The 22,217-nt window shown below is 59.4% G+C and carries 20 protein-coding genes; 13 read left to right on the forward strand and 7 right to left on the reverse strand.

What is annotated here, in order from left to right; translation table 11 throughout:
* Positions 1-663 carry a uracil-DNA glycosylase family protein gene (locus AC1DX3_RS22025; protein WP_476991502.1) on the reverse strand — a complete coding sequence of 221 codons (663 nt, stop codon included), beginning with the start codon at positions 661-663 and terminating at the stop codon, positions 1-3.
* A gap of 122 nt (positions 664-785) precedes the next feature.
* Between AC1DX3_RS22025 and AC1DX3_RS22030 the strand changes: the two genes are divergently transcribed.
* Positions 786-1,661 (forward strand): TIGR01459 family HAD-type hydrolase, encoded by an 876-nt coding sequence (locus AC1DX3_RS22030; RefSeq protein ID WP_476991503.1) that lies wholly within the window; start codon positions 786-788, stop codon positions 1,659-1,661.
* 260 nt (positions 1,662-1,921) lie between these two features.
* On the opposite strand, the gene AC1DX3_RS22035 is transcribed toward AC1DX3_RS22030, so the two are convergent.
* The 3 genes from AC1DX3_RS22035 to AC1DX3_RS22045 form a co-directional block, all read right to left on the reverse strand.
* On the reverse strand, positions 1,922-2,377 hold the full coding sequence (locus tag AC1DX3_RS22035) for an N-acetyltransferase family protein (RefSeq protein ID WP_476991504.1): 456 nt from the start codon (positions 2,375-2,377) through the stop codon (positions 1,922-1,924).
* A 122-nt stretch (positions 2,378-2,499) separates the two neighbouring features.
* Positions 2,500-3,483, reverse strand: coding sequence for a protein phosphatase CheZ (locus AC1DX3_RS22040; protein WP_476991505.1), 984 nt, complete (start codon positions 3,481-3,483; stop codon positions 2,500-2,502).
* A 46-nt stretch (positions 3,484-3,529) separates the two neighbouring features.
* Positions 3,530-3,916 (reverse strand): response regulator, encoded by a 387-nt coding sequence (locus AC1DX3_RS22045; RefSeq protein WP_090644445.1) that lies wholly within the window; start codon positions 3,914-3,916, stop codon positions 3,530-3,532.
* Between the two features lie 239 nt (positions 3,917-4,155).
* Between AC1DX3_RS22045 and AC1DX3_RS22050 the strand changes: the two genes are divergently transcribed.
* Positions 4,156-4,581, forward strand: coding sequence for a MaoC family dehydratase (locus AC1DX3_RS22050; RefSeq protein WP_476991506.1), 426 nt, complete (start codon positions 4,156-4,158; stop codon positions 4,579-4,581).
* 1 nt (position 4,582) lies between these two features.
* Positions 4,583-5,578, forward strand: a complete 996-nt coding sequence (gene ribF, locus AC1DX3_RS22055; protein WP_476991507.1) for a riboflavin biosynthesis protein RibF — start codon at positions 4,583-4,585, stop codon at positions 5,576-5,578.
* Between the two features lie 4 nt (positions 5,579-5,582).
* Here the strand turns inward: ribF and AC1DX3_RS22060 are convergent, their stop codons facing one another.
* The 3 genes from AC1DX3_RS22060 to AC1DX3_RS22070 form a co-directional block, all read right to left on the reverse strand.
* Positions 5,583-5,981, reverse strand: coding sequence for a hypothetical protein (locus AC1DX3_RS22060; RefSeq protein ID WP_476991508.1), 399 nt, complete (start codon positions 5,979-5,981; stop codon positions 5,583-5,585).
* 99 nt (positions 5,982-6,080) lie between these two features.
* Positions 6,081-6,446 (reverse strand): hypothetical protein, encoded by a 366-nt coding sequence (locus AC1DX3_RS22065; protein ID WP_476991509.1) that lies wholly within the window; start codon positions 6,444-6,446, stop codon positions 6,081-6,083.
* 39 nt (positions 6,447-6,485) lie between these two features.
* Positions 6,486-7,103, reverse strand: a complete 618-nt coding sequence (locus AC1DX3_RS22070; RefSeq protein WP_476991510.1) for a GyrI-like domain-containing protein — start codon at positions 7,101-7,103, stop codon at positions 6,486-6,488.
* A 292-nt stretch (positions 7,104-7,395) separates the two neighbouring features.
* Between AC1DX3_RS22070 and ileS the strand changes: the two genes are divergently transcribed.
* The 10 genes from ileS (at position 7,396) to AC1DX3_RS22120 (ending at position 22,154) form a co-directional block, all read left to right on the forward strand.
* Positions 7,396-10,377, forward strand: a complete 2,982-nt coding sequence (gene ileS / locus AC1DX3_RS22075) for an isoleucine--tRNA ligase (RefSeq protein WP_476991511.1) — start codon at positions 7,396-7,398, stop codon at positions 10,375-10,377.
* Complete coding sequence (gene lspA, locus AC1DX3_RS22080; protein ID WP_476991512.1) at positions 10,374-10,913, forward strand: signal peptidase II; 540 nt, start codon at positions 10,374-10,376, stop codon at positions 10,911-10,913. Before ileS ends, lspA begins: the two co-directional genes overlap by 4 nt.
* 76 nt (positions 10,914-10,989) lie before the next feature.
* The gene (locus AC1DX3_RS22085) at positions 10,990-11,550 is read left to right on the forward strand and encodes a DUF3035 domain-containing protein (protein ID WP_476991513.1); all 561 of its coding nucleotides are present in this window, start codon (positions 10,990-10,992) and stop codon (positions 11,548-11,550) included.
* Between the two features lie 88 nt (positions 11,551-11,638).
* Positions 11,639-12,415, forward strand: coding sequence for a methyltransferase domain-containing protein (locus AC1DX3_RS22090; protein ID WP_476991514.1), 777 nt, complete (start codon positions 11,639-11,641; stop codon positions 12,413-12,415).
* Between the two features lie 265 nt (positions 12,416-12,680).
* Complete coding sequence (gene mutL, locus AC1DX3_RS22095; RefSeq protein ID WP_476991515.1) at positions 12,681-14,576, forward strand: DNA mismatch repair endonuclease MutL; 1,896 nt, start codon at positions 12,681-12,683, stop codon at positions 14,574-14,576.
* Between the two features lie 140 nt (positions 14,577-14,716).
* Positions 14,717-15,037, forward strand: coding sequence for a hypothetical protein (locus AC1DX3_RS22100; RefSeq protein WP_476991516.1), 321 nt, complete (start codon positions 14,717-14,719; stop codon positions 15,035-15,037).
* A 460-nt stretch (positions 15,038-15,497) separates the two neighbouring features.
* Positions 15,498-18,302: a TonB-dependent receptor gene (locus AC1DX3_RS22105; RefSeq protein ID WP_476991517.1), complete on the forward strand. Its 2,805-nt coding sequence runs from the start codon at positions 15,498-15,500 to the stop codon at positions 18,300-18,302.
* Positions 18,303-18,375: 73 nt separating this feature from the next.
* Entirely contained in the window at positions 18,376-19,878 is a 1,503-nt protein-coding gene (locus tag AC1DX3_RS22110; RefSeq protein WP_476991518.1) for a tryptophan halogenase family protein, read from the forward strand.
* Positions 19,879-19,993: 115 nt separating this feature from the next.
* A complete protein-coding gene (locus AC1DX3_RS22115) occupies positions 19,994-20,917 on the forward strand; it encodes a LacI family DNA-binding transcriptional regulator (RefSeq protein ID WP_476991519.1) in 924 nt (307 codons plus the stop codon).
* Between the two features lie 208 nt (positions 20,918-21,125).
* The gene (locus AC1DX3_RS22120) at positions 21,126-22,154 is read left to right on the forward strand and encodes a LacI family DNA-binding transcriptional regulator (protein WP_476991520.1); all 1,029 of its coding nucleotides are present in this window, start codon (positions 21,126-21,128) and stop codon (positions 22,152-22,154) included.
* Positions 22,155-22,217: the final 63 nt, after the last annotated feature.

The following is a 22,217-nucleotide window of genomic DNA, read 5'->3' on the forward strand; positions in this document are numbered from 1 at the left end:
TCAAAGTAGCTCTTTTAGGCGCGTCCAATCTTGTTCAACGAGTTGACGTCCTCGATTATTCATCCCAAGACGACCTGTGTGAGCCACGGCAACAAGTCTTGTTCCCCTCACTGTTATTGGATTTGCAATAGCGTCAGCCATGTTGATAGGACGTGGCTTACCCATAGCCTCACAAGCCCAACGAAATGCTGGCAAACCGATGCAAATGGCAACTCTTGGCGCAACTATTTCAATTTGTGGTGCTAAGAATTCAATGCTTGCACGTCGGTAAGCCGATGCAGGAATATTGGCACTCATGCCACCAACTTTGACGAACGGAAATAAGTTCGTGGCGTAAGTATCGGCAAACTTCACCGACAAATGGCGCGCCATTAATTCCTGCAAATTAATATTTGTCTCCAAGCTTGGATCATATCCTAGTTCTGCAACTTTGGGCCGGAATGGGCCGTTTAAATAATCAGCGGACGCCCAGTCCTGGGCAATAAGCATTATGCCACTATCAAAGTTACTAGCAGACTTTGTCCAAGGTGATACAAAATTGCAGTCATATTTCCCCTGATGAAAATCTCCGATGTTCGCGAACCCTGGCCAACGAGCGGCTTTTCTTCTGTCGGTCAAAGTCTGTAATTTTGTCTCTTTCATCGTCGCCTCCGTTTTGGTCATTGATGATTCTTACATTGGGACTGGCGCATCAATCATTCAGATAATTCCGATCTGCCTTTAAAGCTCTTTCCCTGACTAACGCAAGCCGCTAGACAGCCAGTCGAAACTGTTCGGAAACCCAAATGTCCCACCCCATCCTGCTGAACGGCCTCGCCGATATTGCCGCCGATTATGATGCCGTGTTCTGCGATATCTGGGGTGTCATCCATAACGGCCGCCAGCATTTCCCGACCGCGATCGAAGCGCTAAAAAAGTTCAAGGCCGAGCGCGGACCGGTGATTCTGATTTCGAACTCGCCGCGGCCACACGACGACCTCGTGCTGCAATTGGCCAGCCTCGATATCCACGACGACAGTTACAGCGATATCATCTCCTCGGGCGACGCGACGCGCGAATATCTGCGCAAGTTCGCCCCGACAGGCCCGGCCTGGCGCATCGGCGATCCGCGCGAAAAGAACCTCTATGCCGGTATCGAGATCGACCTGACAGGCACGGCGGAGACTGCCGCTTTTATTTCGTGTTCGTCGCCGTTCGATGATGAGAACGATACGCTGGACCAATATCAGCATGCCTTCACCCTGGCGGCGGCGCGCAAGCTGGTTATGATCTGCGCCAATCCCGACAAGATCGTCCAGCGTGGTGACAAGATCATCATGTGCGCCGGATCGTTGGCCGACCTCTATGCCAGTTTGGGCGGACCGGTCATCATGGCTGGCAAGCCGTACCCGCCGATCTACGAGCTGTGTTACGATGCCCTGGCGAAGCTGGGAAAGCCTGCTGACAAGTCGCGTATCCTGGCCATCGGCGACGGCCTGCCAACCGATGTGTTGGGCGCCAACGGCCAGGGTTTGGATCTGGTCTTTATCGCCGCCGGCATCCATGTCGCCGAGGCGACCAATGCAGAGGGCGTGTTGGATCCGTTGCTGCTGAAGGCCTTGCTGGATGTCCAAACAGCGGAGGCCAGATATGTCGCCGATGCCCTGCGTTGGAATTCCTAGCGACGGCGTGATTCGGAGTAGCTCAGGCCGTATTCGCCGCGAAACCGGCACTCCGAATGGAGATCGGTCGGCTGCAGACGACCGGCATTCGCGACGCCAGGGCGTCGCCGCTGGCCCATGCACTCAAATTCGGCCAATGGCCATAAGGTATAATAATACTGACGATTGCGGGGCCATAGTTTATTCGGAGTGTCGGTTTGCCCGTGAATCAGGCCACATCTACTCCGAATCTCGCCCGCGGTGTCTACGAAGATGGGACGTCAGGTCGCATGCCGATAGACGATAAAGCCGGTCTTTTGCGCCACCTTGTCGTACAGTTTCTGCGCCGTCAGATTGGTTTCGTGGGTGTGCCAGTAGAGCCGATTGACGCCGTGCGCCTGGACAGCGGCGTAAACCCCGGAGATCAGGGCGCGCGCCACGCCGCGACCGCGCATCGATTCGGCGGTGAACAGGTCCTGCAAATAGGCATTGTCGTCGATAGCCGAGGTCGAGCGATGGAAGAGATAGTGGGCCAAGCCCACGACTTCGCCATCCATCACGGCCACCATGGCGTAGACCGGCTCGGAAGGTGTGAAGAAGCGCTGCCAGGTTATCTGCGTTACCGCGTCAGGCAAGGCGGTCGGGCCGAAACGGCCGTAAAACTTGTTATAGCCGGTCCATAAGACAAGCCATGGCTTGAAATCGGCAATTTCAACGGGACGGATGATTAAGGTCATGCATCACAGTACAGACAGCAAAAGAGGGTCGCAAAACACAGTTTGCAACCCTCTCTTACACCATCACAAATGTCTCACGCGCTTCTGACGAGCGTTGCCGCGGCTTTGCTTTTTATCGGGCGTTAGTCGAACAGGGCGTCGATATCGTCCTGGCTGTTCGTCTTGTTCAACTCTTCCGGCGACATGTCGAACAAGGCGTCGATATCGTCCTGGGAGTTGGAAACTTCTGGTTCGGGAGCCTTAGGTTCTGGGGCCTTAGGTTCTGGGGCCTTAGGTTCTGGGGCCTTGGCCTGTGGGGTAGGCGCTGGCGCCGGAGCAGGAGCCGGAACGGGTTTCGGGGCCGGAGCTGCAGCAACGGGTGCCGGTGCGGGAACGGGCTTTGGAGCCAGCGCGGCCGCGACAGGCGCGGGAGCCGGTGCTGGCTTGGCGGCCAGGGCGTCCGCCTTGACCGGCGGGGCATAGGCTGGCGCTTCGTCGAACATGGCGTCGATGGCGTCCTGCTTGGTTTCGGGCCCGTTGATGGCGGGACCGTTGAGCAGCAGGTCGTGGCGGCGTTGTTCTTCGGCCGTCATGGGGACGGGTTTGTCGTCGACACCCAGCGTATTGGCCAAACGGCCGACGCGCTCCTCGATTTGCTTCAGGACATTGACGACCTTCGATACGCGCTGACCGGTGATGTCCTGGAACGAGCAGGCTTCGAAGATCTTCATGACCTCGTCATCGACCATGGTCTTGTAGGCCTTGGGATCGCTGATGTCAGCGCCCATAATCGCTTCGGCACAGTTCATGATGGTGTGCGTGGCGTTTTCGGTATCGCGGGTAATGGCTTCCAGTTCGGCGCCGGCCGTCGGGATGCGTTCGTGCGAAATGTCGTGCGGACGCATTTCGCGGATCTCTTCTTTCGCCTTGGCAATATAGCCGGCAATGATCTTGAACTCTTCCGAACGGCGTTTGTCGAGTTGTTGGAAGAATCCGCGCATCAGGGCGACCAGGGCCTCGGACTGCTGCATCAGATTGACGAGCTTGGGCTCAAGCTCGCCGACCTGCGCCGGGTCAAACCCGTCGAAGTCGTCGCTTGCGTCCCTCTTTGATGCTGGCTGGGCCATGGATATTCCTACTGTATCAGGCTTCGTGTCGAACGATTGCGGTTGCTTAGAAATCGCCGAGAACGGCGGTGATCTTTTGCTTCAGAGTCGCCGCATTGAAAGGTTTAACAATGTAATTGTTAACACCGGCTTTCTTAGCTGCAATGACGTTTTCCGTCTTGCTTTCAGCAGTGACCATGATGAACGGCGTACGCTTCAAACCGTCGTCGGCGCGAACCTTCAACAGCAGTTCGTAGCCTGTCATCGGCTCCATGTTCCAGTCGGAAATGACCAGTCCATAAGACGACTTCTTCATCTTGTCGAGCGCTTCGGTGCCGTCCGACGCTTCTTCGACGTTTTCAAAACCCAGTTGTTTCAACAGGTTGGAAATGATCCGCAGCATAGTCTTGTAGTCGTCGACGACAAGGACCGGCATGGACATATCGATGGCCATGTGTGTAACGCCCCACTTTTTTCACCGGGTCTGCAAAACGCAGCCCCTTCCTTAATGACAAGGCCCATAATGGGACAAACACGATAAAATCAGGTTAAGACAGATTGGAATATTTGTTATGTTAAATCAATGATTTAGCCTATATTAACCACGAAATATAGTGAAAATAAGCAGTGAGTTGAAAAAAACGGCCATGGATTTGCTTGGCAGGCCCTGCCCCTTGAATTAGAGCATGCGCCATGACCCACGCCTTTTATCTCGACGAATTGTCCCTGGAACAGACGGCTTCACGCATATTTGTTGTCGACGATGCCGCTATTCGCGCTTTTGCCGACGTTTCGACCGACCATAATCCGGTTCATGTCGATGAAGCCTTTGCCGCCGCCTCACCATTCAAGGGCCGCATCGCCCATGGCATGCTGCTGGGCGCCTATATCTCGGCAACCCTGGCGTCCGACCTGCCCGGCCGCGGTTCGATCTATGTCTCGCAAACCTTGAACTTCAAACGCGCTGTACGGCCCGGCGACGAGGCCACGGTGATCGTCACCATCACGGACATTGATGCCAAATCGGGCCATGTGACGCTTTCGACCGTTGTAAAAGTCCGCAACAAGACCATGTTGGACGGAACCGCCGTGGTTATTGCTCCGAAAAGACCGGCCTAAAGTGTTTCCCTTCGACGCCCTGCCCCCTGCCCTGCGCCCCGACCGTATCGCCACCTCCGTGATGACGGTCAGCGGTGACGGCGGCCTGAGCGTGGCGGGCGTAACGCCGCCACGCGATATAGCCGCAGCGATCGGCAGTTTCGACGGCGTCCATGTCGGCCACCAACATGTTATCGAATCAGCCATTGCTGTCGCTCGGGCGCGTCGCGTACCGGCGGCGGTCATTCTGTTCGATCCGCATCCGCAGGCTTTTTTCCGCCCCGATGGCGAACCGTTCCGCCTGATGCGCCTGTCGCAACAGGTGAGGGCTTTTGAGGCCATGGGCGTCGAACATGCTCTGGTTATTCGCTTCGATAGCCAGCTATCCGGTCTCAGCGCTGAAGATTTCGCGGCCCTTGTTCTGCGTGACGGATTTGGCCTGGCGCATGTCAGCGCCGGCTTCGACTTCCAGTTCGGCAAGCGCGGCCAGGGGCATGCCGCCGACTTGGTGGCGTTCGGCGAACGCTTCGGCTTCACCACGGACATCCTGCCATGCCAGACCGATGCCGAAGGCCACAAGCTATCGTCCTCGGCGGTGCGGGACGCCCTGCTAGCAGGAGATGCCGCGACGGCCGCGACGATTCTCGGCCGCCCTCAGGCCTATCTCGGTGAAGTCATCCACGGCGCCAAGCAGGGCCGCACGATCGACTTTCCGACCCTGAATATGACGCTCGGGGACTATCAGCGCCCACGCTACGGCATCTATGTCACGCAAACTCGCTTCGGCGATGGACGGGTTGTCAGCGGGGTCAGCAATGTCGGTGTACGGCCGACGGTCGGCGGCGATGTCGAATTGCTCGAAACCTATCTCTTCGACTTCAATGAAGAGGTCTATGGCCAAATTGTCGAAACGGCCTTGCTCGACTTTATACGTCCAGAAGCGAAGTTCGACTCGTTCGACGAAATGAAGTTGGAAATCCAGAATGACGCCGCCAAGGCGCGAGCGTGGTTCAAATAGAAAGTCAGGTCACGATACAGGCGGTGGCCTGATCGAGAAGCGGGCCGATATCGAGCGTCTTGGCGACTGCAAGATCTTCATCGGACGGAAAATTTGCCCCGTCGAAATAGATGGCGATCAAGCCACCGCTCATCGTGTCGAAGTCATCGATATAGTCGGCGATCTCCGCGATCGTCGCGCTTTGCTCGTCGGTCGGCGTGGCGCCGACCTGGGCCTTGAAGTCGGCGAGCATCTTCTGCTTGGCAACGACGCGGTCCCCCAGTTCGAAGCCGAGCGCTACGCAGTGGGATCGGTTGGCCGGGCTGAGGTCTGGGTCGGCCTGGGCCGGCCCTGATAACGCGGCAAACAGCAGACAAGCGGACGCAAGAGCGCCCAGGACGGTGTATTTCAACGGGTTCGGCATAACGACCTCCATGGCTGTAGGCCAGACCTGCCACGTGAATTCACGGTCGTCGAGCAGCGTTTGCGACCTGTCGATATTTGTAATGGACCACGCCCAGATTTAGCCCGTACAGGCCTCTCCGGCATGGGTCAGGGGCACCAGATCCATATTTTGCGCCCAGGCGCGATCGGCCGTGGCCGGCGGATGGGGATCGCTGAAATTATCGATCAGGACCTTGCCCATGGCATCGAGGTGATCGAGATAGACCTTCCATTGCCCGGCTGTCTTTTGATTTTTGGCCGAGAGCTTATTGCGGCTGTCAAAGGCCTTGATATCGGCGGCCTTGGCGGCGGCGCGTGCCCGGAGCTCATAGCCGATGGCGGCGCAGTGCGAACGACGGGCGGCATCGGTCCCGGTTCCGGCCCGGCTGACGAAGGCCACAACGAACATGACGGCCACCACGGTACGGAGGATATTCAAACGCATGGCGTCAACATGCCGTCAGGCGCGCATCATGTCCAGATGTCAGAGCCGCGCGACCGGCTGACGCAGGATGGTTTTGAGTTTTTCCGGCGCGACCTTGCGCGGATCGCTGAGGTAGATTTCATGATGGTGGCCGGTTTCGCGCAATCCATTGGCCGGCAGCCACTCTGTGTGCAATCGCGCCAGAACCGGTCCTTCGGTATCGTAGGGACCGATATGAAGGATCTGCGCGCACAGGCCTTCGTCCAAAACCTCCAACCGAGTGGTTTCGACGCCCGGCAGGCCCTTTTTCATCAGGACTTCGGCCTTGGCGGCCTGAAGGTGCTCGGCCGTGATCCAGTCAGGTTGCAGAATCATCATGGTCCACGACCATTTGTCCTTTTGCCTTGACGCGAAGCTGCCCATGTCGTCGGACCACCACAGGCCTTCCAGGGGACCGACGACATAGTCGCGGTCGAAGGCCCGTTTGCTCATGAATTTCAGCGTATAGGACAGGGAATACAACGCCTCGATGGCATGGCGGTATTCGGGCGCCACATTGGGATCGCCACGGCCGTCGAACATGAGATAGCGCAACGAAGGCACCTCGATCAGGACGAAGTCCCTGCTGGGTGCGCTGTACATGGACTTATATTCGGTTTTAAAATCGATTTTGCTCATATTGACCTCCACACTGTATAGCTTAGACCGGTCTGCGCCAAAACCTGCCAGCAGGCTTTGACTCCGGTCAAGCGGTAAGGCCGTTTTCGGATCGTGCTTTCAATTCTTATCTACACGCTGCCAATTCTTATCTAGCCACTGCGGGGCGTGTCTGATAAAGCCAAACCCATGATGATGTCAGGGCTTTATATGATACGAATTTCCGGCCCGGTACGGGGCTGAACCAAGCGCCTGTGCCGGGGATAATCACCCGCGCCCTTTTTCCGACACCGTTATATAAGACCTCATCTCCATGTCCGAATCCGATACGCTGAACCCGACGAGCACCCGCGATTACCGCGAGACCGTCTTCCTGCCGCAAACCGATTTCCCCATGCGCGCCGGCCTGCCCAAGGCCGAGCCCGAAATGCTGGCGAAATGGGAAGCCGCAGACCTGTTCCATGCCGTCCGCAAGGCGCGCCAGGCCGCCGGCGCGCCATTGTTCGTGCTGCACGACGGCCCGCCCTATGCCAACGGCAATATCCACATCGGCCACGCGCTCAACAAGATCCTCAAGGATTTCGTCGTCCGCTCGAAGTTCCTGCTGGGCTACGATGTCGACTATGTACCCGGCTGGGATTGCCACGGCCTGCCGATCGAATGGAAGATCGAGGAAGAGTTCCGTGCCAAGGGCCGGAAGAAGGATGAGGTTCCTGCCACCGAATTCCGCAAGGCGTGCCGCGACTATGCCGCCAAGTGGATCGTCTCGCAGCGCGAGGAATTCAAACGGCTGGGCGTGTTGGGTGATTGGGAAGCGCGCTACGCCACCATGGATTTCACCACCGAAGCCAAGGTCACCAGCGAGTTCCACAAGTTCCTGATGTCGGGACAACTCTATCGCGGCTCCAAGCCGGTGATGTGGTCGCCGGTCGAACGCACGGCTCTGGCCGACGCCGAGATCGAATACCATCCGCATGTTTCCCCGACCATTTGGGTGAAGTTCCCGATCAAGGGCGGCAAGGCGTCGAATTCGCCCGAAATCCTGCAGCAGATCCAGGATATGGAAGGCGCAGCGGTCGTTATCTGGACGACGACGCCGTGGACCATCCCGGCCAATCGCGCCGTCAGCTTCAACCCGAAGATCGCCTACGCCGTCTACGACGTCACCGGCGTGAAATCCGAAGCCGAGTTGGGTTTCGCACCCTGGGTCAAGGCCGGCGACAAGCTGGTCGTGGCCGAAAAGCTGGCCGAAGACGTGCTGAATGCCGCCAATGTCACTGAGTCCCGCAAAGTCACGACCTTAAGCCCCGACCTGCTGGCCGGCCTGACCCTGCGCCACCCCCTGGCCGATCTTGACCCGGGCTACGGTTTCGCCGTTCCGATGTTGGCGGGCGACCACGTTACCGACGACGCCGGTACGGGCTTCGTCCATACCGCGCCCGGCCACGGCGCCGACGACTATAATATCTGGCTGAAATCCGGCTTCTCGCTGAAGGACATCCCGGACACGGTCGATCCCGACGGCGCCTATTTCCCGCATGTGCCTCTCTTCGCCGGCATGAAGGTGCTGGAAACCGAAGGCAAGAAGGCCGGCAAGTTCGGCGACGCCAATCCGGCCGTGATGAACAAGCTGATCGAAGCCGGCAATTTGCTGGCGCGCGGTCGCGTCGACCATTCCTATCCGCATTCCTGGCGCTCCAAGGCGCCGGTCATCTTCCGTAACACGCCGCAGTGGTTTATCCGCATGGGCAATGAAGGTGAACCCGGTGGCCTGCGCGATACGGCCTTGCGCGCCATCCACGACACGGAGTTCTTCCCGGCTTCGGGCAAGAACCGTATCGGCGGCATGGTCGAGACGCGCCCTGACTGGCTGATCAGCCGTCAGCGCAACTGGGGCACCCCTCTGGCCATGTTCGTCGACAAGGCAACCGGCGAGCCGCTGAAGGACGAAGCCGTCAATCAGCGCATCATCGATCTGATAGGTGAAGGCGGCGCCGACGCCTGGTTCACCCGGCCGGATGCCGATTTCCTTGGAGCGGACTACAATCCGGACGACTATGAGAAGATCATCGACATTCTCGATGTCTGGTTCGATTCCGGCTGCACCCACGCCTTCACCCTGGAAGGCCGCAACAATACCCATTGGCCGGCCGATCTCTATCTCGAAGGCTCGGACCAGCACCGCGGCTGGTTCCAGTCGTCCCTGCTTGAGTCGTGCGGCACACGCGGCCGGGCGCCGTATAATGCGGTCCTGACCCACGGCTTCGTCCTCGACGAACAGGGTGAGAAGATGTCGAAGTCGAAGGGCAATGTGACGGCGCCGCAGGACATCGCCAAGGAGTCCGGCGTCGAAATCCTGCGCCTGTGGGTGGCCTTTGCCGACTATTCCGAAGACCTGCGCATCGGCAAGCAAATCCTGCAAACCACGGTCGACGCCTATCGCAAACTGCGCAACACGGTGCGCTACCTGCTGGGCGCCCTGCACGGCTTCACGCCCGATGAAGCCGTCGACTATGCCGACATGCCGTCACTGGAGCGCTATATCCTCAACGAGGTCCATGCGCTCGACGCCAAGGTGCGCGACGCCTATGGCCGATATAATTACGCCGATGTGGTCCGTCCGGTCGCAGATTTCTGCATCCAGACCTTGTCGGCGCTCTATTTCGATATCCGCAAGGACAGCCTCTATTGCGACATGCCTTCGGCCTTGCGCCGCCGCGCCTGCCGCACGGTGATGCATATCCTGTTCGAACGCATCACCCTGTGGCTGGGGCCGATCCTCACCTTCACCATGGAAGAGGCCTGGGCCGCCCATGCTGGAGTTTTGGGTGACGGAAACGCCAACCTGTTCCGCGTTCTGGAGCCCGTGCCCGAGACCTGGCATAATCTCGCCGAGGCGTCGCGCTGGTCGCGCATCGAGCGCGTGCTGTCGGTGGTCACCGCCGCACTGGAAGAAAAGCGCCGCGACAAGGTCATCGGCTCGGCGCTCGAAGCCGACCCGACCGTCTATATCGCCGACAATGAGGCCTTCGAAGCTTTCGAGGATATCGACGCCGCCGAAGTATTCCGCACGTCTCAGGCGAGTGTCACGCTCGATCCGGCGCCGAAACACGCTTTCCGTCTCGATGGCGTGCCCATGATCGCCGTCGACGTCGCCCTCGCTGCGGGACAAAAATGCCAACGCTCGTGGCGCATTTTGCCCGAGGTCGGCCACGATCCGCGCTACCCCGATCTCAGCCTGCGAGACGCGGAAGCTGTCGCGACATTTGACGGTAGAGGGAAGAATGGGGGATGAACATCATAATGGATAAGCTGCGCGCCCACTTCACCCCCCTGACCACGCCGCTGGGTATCCGCGGTCTGTTACTGGCCCTCGCGATCGTTGTCCTGGACCAGGTATCGAAGTGGTTGGTCCTGTTTCCCTTGAATCTTCGTGAGCTCGGCGATCAGGTCAATATTTTGCCCTTCTTTAATCTCACTATGGTCCATAACAAGGGCATCAGCTTCGGCTTGCTGCACTCGGACGGTTTCGGGCGGTGGTTTCTGGCACTATTTCAAATCGGTATGGCCGTCCTTCTCGCTGACTTCGTGCGGACGCAAAAAAAGCCGTTATTGACCCTGGCCCTCGGTTTGATCATTGGCGGCGCCATCGGCAATGCCATCGATCGGGTTCGTCTGGGCTTTGTCGTCGATTTTCTCGACTTTTCGGGGACGCGTGTCTTTCCGTGGGTCTTCAATGTCGCCGACAGCGCCATCTGTATCGGCGTCGCGCTCCTGATCTGGTATTTCATCCGGTCTGAGCAGGCGGCCAAAAATACGACCGCCAGCTAAGTCTTGGCAAGCGGACATAAAACAACTATGACTCCCTGACCGGGCGCAAGTCTGGTGGGGCAAATTGGAGCACAGGATGAAGTCGGTACGCGTGAGCGTGGGTTTGATGGTTTTGGCGGGCTTGAGCCTGGCCGGTTGTCAATCCACCAAGAATGCCTTGGGCCTTAACAAGGTGGTGCCGGACGAATTTCGCGTCGTCACCAAGGCGCCGCTGGTTGTGCCACCGGACTATGCCTTGCGTCCGCCCGAACCAGGTGAGCCCCGCCCGCAAGAATTGCAGCCGGAAAGCGCCGCGCGCCAGGCTCTGCTGGGTCAACGCGATGCCGTCAATCGCAGCCAGGGCGAACAGCTGTTCGTTGCCCAGGCCGGCGGTAACAAGGCCGACCCTCTGGCCCGTTATGTCGTCGATGATGAATTCGGCGACCTGACCTACAAGGAACCCAACTTCGCCGACAAGGTCATGTTCTGGAAGAAGAAGGAAGATACCTCGGTCGCCGCCAACAATACCAATATCGGCAGTGAGTCGACCCCGGTCGATGCCGCGGCCGAAGCCGAACGCGTCAAGGCCCTGACCGGCGATCAACCGATCATTATTTCGCAAAAGGCCGAGAAGCGCTTCAAGCTGCCTGGCCTTTAGAGCTCGCAAGATTAACTTTAGTTTACTTGCCGATATGGCGAAAAAGGCGTTCCTTCGGGGCGCCTTTTTTCATTTCAGGAGACGCCCCATGGTATCGACGCGTGTACTTGCTCTCACCCTCGCGCTGTCGCTGGCGGCGCTCGCCCCAGCCGCTTTCGCGCAATCTACCGCTCCAGAATGCGCTGCGGACGCCACTCTTGATACCCGCGTTCAAGCGGTCATGGCCAAGACGGACCGGCCCGACAGCCAGCGCAGCAAGGACGAGTCGCGCCTGAGCGAAACACGCTTCGTGCTGGCCAATATCAAGCCCGGCGATCATGTCCTCGATCTCGGCGCCGGCGGTGGCTATGCTTCCATGTTGTTGTCGGCGGCGGTCTGCGGCGGCAGCGTCGATTCGCAAAATCCTCCGGCCTGGATCGATCCCAAGGATGACGCGGCCCGCCAGGCTCTGGCCACGGCGCGCCCCAATTTGCACCTGCTGGTGGTCGATTTTGACAAGGTGCCGGTTCCGGCCCAGCCCTATGATGCCATCTTTATCGGCACCATCTATCACGACACCTATAACGAGCCGGGCCACGATTCCGCCGCCCTGCTCAAGGACCTGGCCTCGACCTTGAAGCCCGGCGGCCTGATCATCCTGACCGACCATAAAACCGTCGACGGCGCCGGCGCTACCCAGACCAACAGCCTGCACCGCATTGAGGAAGCCACTGTCCTGGCCGATTTCAAAGCCGCCGGTTTCGAACTGGTCGAAGACAGCGACGCCCTGGCCAATCCGGCCGACGACCATACGCTGAAAGTGTTCGACCCGACTGTACGCGGCAAGACCGACCGCATGGCCTTGGTGTTCCGCAAACCTATGTAGGGTTTACGGCCACGCATGACACGAATAAACGCGGATCGCTGCTCGGCGGTCCGCGTTTTTCATGGCGACGACACACCTGCTGACGAGAATCGGAGTAGCAGAGGCCTTAAGCCAAGAACACCAGTGCTCCGAATGAGCTCTTGCCGCAAACGTCGCCGTTCGAAACGTTGCGACAAAAGTCGCTGCGGCGAAAGTCGCTGCGGCGATCGGTGGTAAAAATCTGCCTCAGCATGACATTCGTGTCGACTCCGCCTATATTGACGGCATGAGCTCGATCCAGCGCCTGCCCCAGGACACCATTAATCGCATCGCCGCCGGCGAAGTCGTCGAACGGCCGGCTTCGGCCGTCAAGGAGCTGATGGAAAACGCCATCGATGCCGGCGCCCGCCAGATCGACATCCGCGCCACCATGGGTGGCCTGTCGCGTATCCTGATCGAGGACAACGGTTCGGGCATGGGGCCGGAGGATCTGGAATTGGCGATTGAGCGTCACGCCACCTCGAAGCTCAAGCCGCAGGACGACGGGACGTGGGATCTGCTACATATCCGCACCCTCGGTTTCCGCGGCGAGGCCCTGCCCTCGATGGGCTCGGTGGCGCGCCTCAACATCACGTCGAAACCACGCGACGGCCAGGCGCTGAGTATCCGCGTCGATGGCGGCGCCATTTCTCCCATCAAGCCGGCGGCCTTCGGACTAGACCACGGCACGCGCATCGAACTGAGCGACCTGTTCTACGCCACACCGGCGCGCCTGAAATTCATGAAATCCGAGCGCTCGGAAAACATGGCCATCGCCGAGGAGGTCAAGCGCCAGGCCATGGCCCATGAGGGCGTCGGCATTTCGCTCGAACTCGACGGCAAGCGCACCCTGAAACTGTACGGTGAACATCCCGGCTTCGAGGGCCGCCTGCGACGGTTGTCGGCGATTCTCGGTGACGACTTCGCCGACAATGCCATCTTGATCGACCAGGCGCGCGAAGGCGTGCGGTTGACGGGTTATGCCGGCCTGCCGACCTTTTCGCGCGGCAATGCCATGCACCAATATCTCTTCGTCAACAATCGCCCGGTGCGCGACAAGTTGCTGGCCGGCGCCTTGCGCGCCGCCTACGCCGATTTCCTGGCGCGCGACCGCCATCCGTTGGCGGCGTTGTTCATCGAAATCGATCCGCAGGAGCTCGACGTCAACGTCCACCCGGCCAAGACCGAGGTGCGTTTTCGCGATCCAGCCCTGGTACGCGGCCTGATTATCGGCGCGCTTAAACACGCCCTCGCCTCGGCCGGCCACCGCGCCTCAACCACCGTCGCCCATCAGGCGATCAGCGGTTTTCGCAGCGACGTCTTTCAGCCCTTGCTCGGTCTGAACCGACCTACCGCTTCGCAGATCGCCGCGGTCCGTCCCTATCTCAGCCCGGTTATGGAGACGCCGTTTACCCCGACTGCGCGCGTCGAAAGTTTGCCCGATGCGCCTCCCAGGCAGGAGATGCCTGCTTATGAGTTGCAAGGTATGGCCGAAGCCTTTAGCGAGGTTCTGACGCAACTGCCGCCCATGATCAGCGAGCCGGTGGCCTTTCCGTCACAAGCGTTTCCTTTGGGCGCAGCGCGGGCGCAGATTCACGAAACCTATGTCATCGCCCAGACCGCCGACGGCCTGGTCATCGTCGATCAACATGCCGCCCACGAACGCCTCGTCTACGAACAGATGAAGCAGGCCATGGCCGAAGGCCGCGTGCAAAGTCAAAGCCTGCTGATCCCGGAAATCGTCGATCTCGAGCGCGAGGAAGTCACCCGCCTGATGGCGCGCAGTGACGACCTGGCAGCCATGGGACTGATGCTCGAAGCCTTTGGCCCGACCAGCGTTTTGGTCCGCGATATGCCGACGCTTTTGGGAGATTGCGATATTGCCGGATTGGTGCGCGATCTGGTGGACGACCTGAGCGAGCATGGCGAGCTTTTGGCACTGAAAGAACGCATGGCGGAAATCTGCGGCGATCATGCCTGCCGGCACAGTGTGCGCTCTGGGCGGCGGCTGACGGCCGACGAGATGAATGCCCTGTTGCGCCAGATGGAGGCAACGCCGCATTCCGGCCAATGCAATCACGGCCGTCCGACCTATGTGGAGCTTAAGCTCAAGGATATCGAGCGGCTTTTCGGCCGCCGCTAGAACGCGCGAAAGAGATCAACCGGGCAAGACACCGGCCCGATCGCCACTTTGCGCTAATAGCTCCCTTTCTTTTCGCTCTGTCAAACGCATGGCTTGTTAATCGCCTTTCTGCGACGCTTCAGGGGAAGGAGCATCGYCACATGATCGTCGACAGCAACACCAACGTCACCAACGCCATCATGGCCGCCTTTATGGTCACCTTCAAAATGGAAGGCCTGGACGGCGACGATATCGCGCTCGACATTATCGAATTCATTGCCGTACGCATGAAACATCGTGAGGATTATCAGGTCGCCGAGCTCGGCTATTTCGTCCGCGCCAACCTGCTCTATTTCCAACTCGATCAGCTGTCCTACCAGGAATGCCGCGCCCGCCTGGTCAATGCCGCGGTGACGGCGCCGCTCGGCTATGCCTATCTTGCCAAGACGTTCGAATACGGCGCACACGGCCAAGCGCTTTAGGTACGCGGGCGCCCTGCTGACCGTCATGAATACGTACCCATTAAAATTTACAGGGTTTTTTCAAGCATAACTTTGTTCGATAAGTTTGAACAAAGCGGCTTGCTTTGTCGCGGCCTCGGTAATTACGAATCGTATTGCCGAATATATCTCCAAGAGACTCAGTATAGTCGACACGTAAACGCGACTATATCGTCATAAATATCGTAATTTATATAATATTGTTAGCGCTAACTAATAGATTTTACAGATTATTGTAACATTTTTAACACTCATACATGCCAAATTACATTATGATCATCATTTTATCTTTCGTAATATTGTAAACGAAAATTTTCCATGTAAAAAACTCGTCATAGACCTCCGCTTCAGAGAGGTAAGGGTTGAGCAACGCTAGCGGTAACAACCGCACGATTGCGGCTGGATTTCCTCCTGCCGCATCAACACCTAAGGGAAAAACGTTATGACAATTATAAACTCTAAACAGACCTTCAGGAACGGTCTGTTAACCTGCGTGGGGACTTTGGCACTGGTTGCGGCTACAGCCTATTCGGCACCGGCTTTCGCCCAGGACGCGACCTCGGCCAATGCGCCGACGACGGACGATTCGACCACGGTCGTCGTCACCGGTATCCGCAAAGGGATCCAGGACGCCATCACCGCCAAGAAAAAAAGCTCGTCGATCATCGAAGCCGTTTCGGCCGAAGATATCGGCAAGTTGCCCGACAACTCGATCGCCGAATCGATCGGCCGCCTGCCCGGCATTGCTGCGCAACGCGACAAGGGCCGCGCTCAGACCCTGTCGATCCGCGGCCTGGGGCCCGACTTCACGGTGACCACCCTGAACGGCCGCGAACAGGCCTCGACCAACGACAATCGCTCGGTCGAGTACGATCAGTATCCGTCCGAGGTCATCAGCCAGGTCAAGGTGTTCAAGACCCCAGACGCCAGCATGTCCTATCAGGGCATTGCCGGTACGGCCGACCTGGAAACCGTCCGCCCGCTGGCCTACGGCAAGCGGGCCCTGTCGATGAATTACAAGATTGAGAAGAACAGCACTCAGGCGGTCGTGCCGACACAACCGACCCAGGGCGACCGCTACAACATCACCTATATCGACCAGTTCGCCGACAAGACCATCGGTCTGGCCTTGGGCGTCGCCCACACCAAGGCGCCCTACCAGGCACAAACCCACGAACCGTGGGGCTATCCGACCTATAGCGATGGCAATATCGTTATCGGCGGCGACAAGTCGGGCCAGCAATCGTCCTTCTACGACCGCACCTCCTATTTCGGCGCCCTCGAATTAAAGCCCACCGACCAGTTACATGTCACGGTCGATGCCTTCCATTCCGATTTCACCGAAATCCAGACCATTCGTCGCCTCGAATACGGCACGGTTTGGGGGTCCGGCAATGTGTTGTCACCGGGCTATACGGTCAAGGACGGCCGTATCGTTACCGGTGAGTTCGACGGCGTCACCACGGTCATCGAAAACTACAACAACGAGCGCCACGCCACGATCGACAATTTCGGCGTCAATATCGCCTACAAGCTCAACGACCAATGGTCGCTGGATGCCGATATCAGCGATTCAAAGGTCCACCGCACCGATCTTCGCCTGGAATCGACGGCCGGCACCGGTCCCGCCGGCTCGGTCGTCAAAGACAATTTCGTCTTCGACACCTCGTCCGACGGTTTCACCAATGTCCATACCTCGCTCGATTACAGCGATTTCAGCAAGGTGTTCCTGACCGACCCGGGCGGTTGGGGCGGTCCGAATACTCGCGCCGGCTATCTCGGCAAGCCGACGGTCGATGACGAAATCAAGGCCGTTCGACTGGCGGCGACGCGCGCCATCGGCAGCGGTCCGTTCAGCGGCGTTACGTTCGGCGTCAACCTGTCCGACCGCGCCAAGAAAAAGTATCAGTGGCAGGGCATGCTGATCAATAAGGGCGGCCCGGCCATGGTGGTCCCGGACGCCTATCGCACCGGCGTCGTCAATACCGACTTCCTCGGAAATTCGCACGGCATGATCTCCTATGACGCGCTCGGCCTTTACCGCAGCGGTTTCTGGAGCGTCACCGACGCCCGAGTCGATCCCTTGGCCAGCGATGGTGACCGGAAATTCGACATCACCCAGTCGTGGGACATGGACGAAAAGCTGAGCGTCTTCTACGTCAAGGCCGATATCGACACGCATCTCTTCGGCGTGCCGCTGACCGGCAATATCGGCGTGCAGTCGCAAGGCGCCGATCAGCGCGTCACCGAAGGCTACACACCGGGTCCCGATCCGGTGACCCACGAACTGCCGGTTTCGACGGTCAAGGACGGTGATAAATATACCGATATCCTGCCCAGCATGAACCTGAACTTCGCTTTGGCCGACGACATGACCTTGCGTTTCGCCGCGGCGTCGACCCTGGCCCGCCCCCCCATGGATTACATGGCAGGCGGCGTCAGCTATTCGGTCGCCAGCGATACGGCCGCGCCCTACACCAAGGGGACGACGCCCTATTATTGGTCGGCCAGCGGCGGCAACCCGCATCTGAAGCCGTGGAAGGCCAATGCTTTCGACATTTCGTTCGAAAAGTATTTCGGCCGCAAGGGCTATGTCTCGGCCGCGCTCTACTACAAGCAGCTGACCAGCTACATCTATTACAAGGATGTGGCCAGCAGCTTTGCCGGAGTCGCCTTGCCGGCGGCCCAGGGCGGCACGACCTATACCAAGGCCGACGCCAACCGCATGGGCTATACCGGCGCCCAGGCCAATGGCGAAGGCGGACACGTCCAGGGCTTCGAACTGACCGCCTCGATCCCGGGTGAGTTGCTGACCGAGGCTCTCGACGGCTTCGGCATCGTCATCAGCGGCGCCTATAACCAGTCGGAGATTTCGCCCGACGGCGTCAATAAGGTCCCGCTGCCCGGCCTGTCGCCGCGCGTCATCAACACCACCGTCTATTATGACAAGCACGGTTTCTCGGCCCGGGTCAGCCAACGCTCACGCAGCGCCTGGCTAGGTCAGGTGCCGAACTTCGACAGTTCGCTGGGATCGCAATGGATCGCCGCCGAAAAGGTCGTCGACGCCCAGATTGGTTACAGTTTCGACAACGGTCCGTTGAAGGGCTTCTCGGTCAACTTCTCGGGCTACAACCTGACGGATCAACCCTTTGTCATCTATGCCGGCAAGGGCCAGACCCAGAACATCATCAAGTACGAGAATTACGGGGCCGATTACATGCTGAGCATCGGCTACAAATTCTACTGAGTGTTGCGCTCAGCCTTGGGCGCCTGCCGGGATTTCCCGGCGGGCGCCTTTTTTATTGATAAGCGAGAGCCGCATGGCACCATCCGAGATCAGATCACTCGTCATCGTTGGCGGCGGCACGGCGGGCTGGATGACAGCGGCGGGTCTCGTCAAGGCGTTCGGGCCGCGCGTGAAGATTACCCTGATCGAATCCGACGACATCGGCACGATCGGCGTCGGCGAAGCCACGATCCCGCCGATTTCCCTGTTCAACGCCATGCTGCGCATCGAAGAAGACGACTTCGTGCGCGAAACGCACGGGACCTTCAAGCTGGGGATCGAGTTTCGCGACTGGCGCCATAAGGGCCACGCCTATATGCATGCCTTCGGGCCGCTGGGTAAGGACCTGGGCTATATCCCGTTTCATCACTATTGGCTGAACGACCATTTTGCCGGCAAGCCGGGCGATCTGTGGGATTACAGCTTCAATTACCAGGCGGCCGTGCATAATCGTTTCGACCGGTTGCCGGCCATTGCGGATTCGCCGCTGCACGGCCTGAATTACGCCTTTCATTTCGACGCCGGACTCTATGCCGCGTTTCTGCGCCGCTACGCCGAAAAGCTGGGCGTCGTGCGGCGCGAAGGCAAGGTGGTCGATGTCGCGCAGGATGGTGACAGCGGCGATATCCAGTCGGTGACCCTGGCCGACGGGACGGTGATCGCGGGTGAGTTCTTTGTCGATTGCTCGGGTTTTCGCGGCCTGTTGATCGAAGGCGCGCTGAAGACCGGGTACGAGGATTGGCGGCACTGGCTGCCGTGCGACCGGGCGCTGGCCCTGCCCTGCGCCAGTGCCGGGCCGCTCACGCCCTATACGCGCGCAACGGCCCACGCGGCCGGCTGGCAATGGCGGATTCCGTTGCAGCATCGTACAGGCAACGGTCACGTCTACGCGTCGAGCCATATGTCGGACGACGAAGCGCACGATATTCTGGTCCATCATGTCGACGGCGAGCCGTTGGCCGACGCCCGGCCGATCCGTTTCGTCACCGGCCGGCGGCGGCAATTGTGGAACAAAAACTGCGTCGCCATAGGGCTGTCGAGCGGGTTCCTGGAGCCGTTGGAATCGACATCGATTCACCTCATCCAGACGGCGATCGAACGGCTGATCATGCTGTTTCCCCATGCCGGCAGCAATGATCGGCTACGCAAATCCTACAATGAGAACGCCATTCAGGAATATGATTTTGTCCGCGACTTCATCATCCTGCATTACCATGCCAATGCGCGCGAGGGTGACGCCTTCTGGGACGATTGCCGCCATATGTCCGTACCCGACAGTCTGATGCACAAGATCGAGCTGTTCCGCGAGGCCGCCGTCATCCAGCCGACACCGCACGACCTATTTCAGCTGGCGAGCTGGCTCCAGGTTTTGTGGGGCCAGGGCATCGTCCCCAAGGCCGTGCATCCCTTCGTTCAGACGATTTCACCGCGCGATCGCGCCGGCTATCTCGACAATATCAAGACCATCCTGGCGCATGAGGTGCGTCGGCTGCCGAGCCATGAACAGTTTATCGCCCGGCATTGCCGAGCGTTATGACGTGAATACGTACTCAGCGCGTGCGTGAATACGTACCCACAAGCCACGGGAGGGTTTTTTCCAGGGCCGGTATGGCGGACACTGGCCCCTCATTGTTGAGGAGATACCACCCGCCATGTCCGTGGACACCGTCGACATCGCGACCGCGCACAAGGTGCGCATGTCCGACCTGGCACGGTTGGCCGGGGTGTCGGTGGCCACGGTATCGCGATCGCTGAACGACTCGCCGCTGATCAACCGCGTGACCAAGGGCCGGGTATGGCAGGTGGCCTGCGACCACGGCTATGCGGCGGTCCACGCCATGCCGGAGGCCTTGCGCGAAGCGACGCGGACCGTCGCCGTCATGGTGCCGTTCGGCGACGGCCGCGACCATCACGCCATCCTGTACGGTCTCTTCGCCGCCGCCGGCGACCTGACGTGCAACCTGCTCCTGTCGCACCTGGGGCCGCACGACCACATGCATTTGGCCGATGTCCTGCGCCGGAAAGACGCTGATGCCTTCCTTTTTCTCGGCGACGACCTGGGTCCGGCCCTGGACAGCCTGGCGGCCCATCACCGCGTGATGGTGTGGGGCAGTGGCGGCCACGACGCGCGTTATGACAGTTGCGGCCCCGATGATTTTGCCTGCGGCGTCCGGGCGACGGCGCATCTGGCTGCCCAGGGCTGCCGACGCATCGCCTTTGTCGGCGATATCGCAGGTATGGTCATGCAACAGCGCTTCATGGGTTATCTGACGGCGCTGACCGATGCCGGCCTGGGCTTCAGTCCGGGCCTGGTGCGGCACGACCTGCCGGCTTCGGGCGACGGTGTCGACGCCGTCTTTATCGCCCGGGAGCCCGGTCCGTCATGGGCGGCGCGGCTGCCGGCGCTGGCTGTTCCCGTCGTAGTGTGCAGCCAGGTTCTGCGCGCCGTCCCGGGTCTGGCCACCGTGTCGATCGATACCACTGTGGCCGCGCGCAGCGTGTTATCGCACCTGTTACGGCAAGATGGCGGCCAATGCCGGGCCATCGAGCGTTTCCCGATTCATCTCAATATTTAGATTATCGTTGCGTGCTTTAGCCCCGAATACCGTCCAGACCTCGTGCCCTCATCCGTGCACGGGCCCCGACAGCCGCGCCCGCCATGCCGTGAATACGTATTCTCATTGTTTTCCTCAAGCGTTGAGTTAGGCTTCCCCGATAATGAAGACAATAGAGGCGGTTCCTGTATGGCAGGTCCTGCATCCTGTTGCGGTACCGGGGAGTAAGATGAGCAGACGTCCGACTTCGATCGACCTCGCCGCCTATGCCGGGGTATCGCAATCGACAGTATCGCGGGTCCTCAACCATTCGGCCCTGGTCAGCGACAATGTCCGGCAACGCGTGTTGGAGGCCGCCGAAAAGCTGCACTACAAGATCCATCACAGCGCTCAGCGCCTGCGGTCGAGCAAGATCCAGGCCCTGGCCCTGCTGATCCTCGAAGACATGGACAGCCAGGACAGCAATATCAATCCCTTCTTTCTGCCCATGGTCGGGTCGATCATCAAATATGCCGCCGAAAAAGGCTATGAGCTGGTCATTTCGCTGCAACACGAAAACAATGAGTGGGGCGCCTACAGTCTGTCGCGGCCGGCCGAGGGCATCATCTTCCTGGGGACCAAGAATTTCGAGACCTATGCGCACAATTTCCGCAGCCAGAACCATAGCGACGACAATTGGGTCGTCTGGGGGCTGAACCGGACGGCGGCCGGCAATGTCTGTGTCGTCAGCGACAATGAGGGCGGCGCGTGGAGCGCGGTCCAGCATTTGGCCGGGTTGGGGCGCAAGCGTATTACCTATATTGGCAAGTTGCACAGCGATCATTGGGAATTCATCGAGCGCCTGCAAGGTTATCGCCGCGGGTTGGACGAGGCGGGCATCGCCCACGATCCGGCCCTGGAAATCGATAGCCAGTTGACCCTGGACGATGGCGCCGAGGCGGCGGCACGGCTGCTGGCGTCGGGCGTGGCCTTCGACGCCATCTTTGCCTCGACCGACATGCTGGCCCTGGGGGCGATGCGCCATCTGATGAGCCAGGGATTGAAGGTGCCCGAAGACGTGTCAATTATCGGCTTCGACGACCTGTGGGTCGGCAATGCCGTATGGCCGTCGCTGTCGACCGTGCGGCAAAATACGCAACTGGCCGGGCGGGTTCTGGTCGACAGCGTCGCCGGACTGATCGAGGGCGAAGAGGTGACGACGACGCGCATCCCGACCGAGATCGTGGTGCGCGCCTCGTGCGGCGCCAAGCGGTCCTAGAGCAAAATGACTTTAGATAGGCAGTCATTTCGCTCTAATCTCTTGTTTTAACGCGCAATATTT

This window comes from Asticcacaulis sp. P2_B1, from assembly GCF_056404915.1.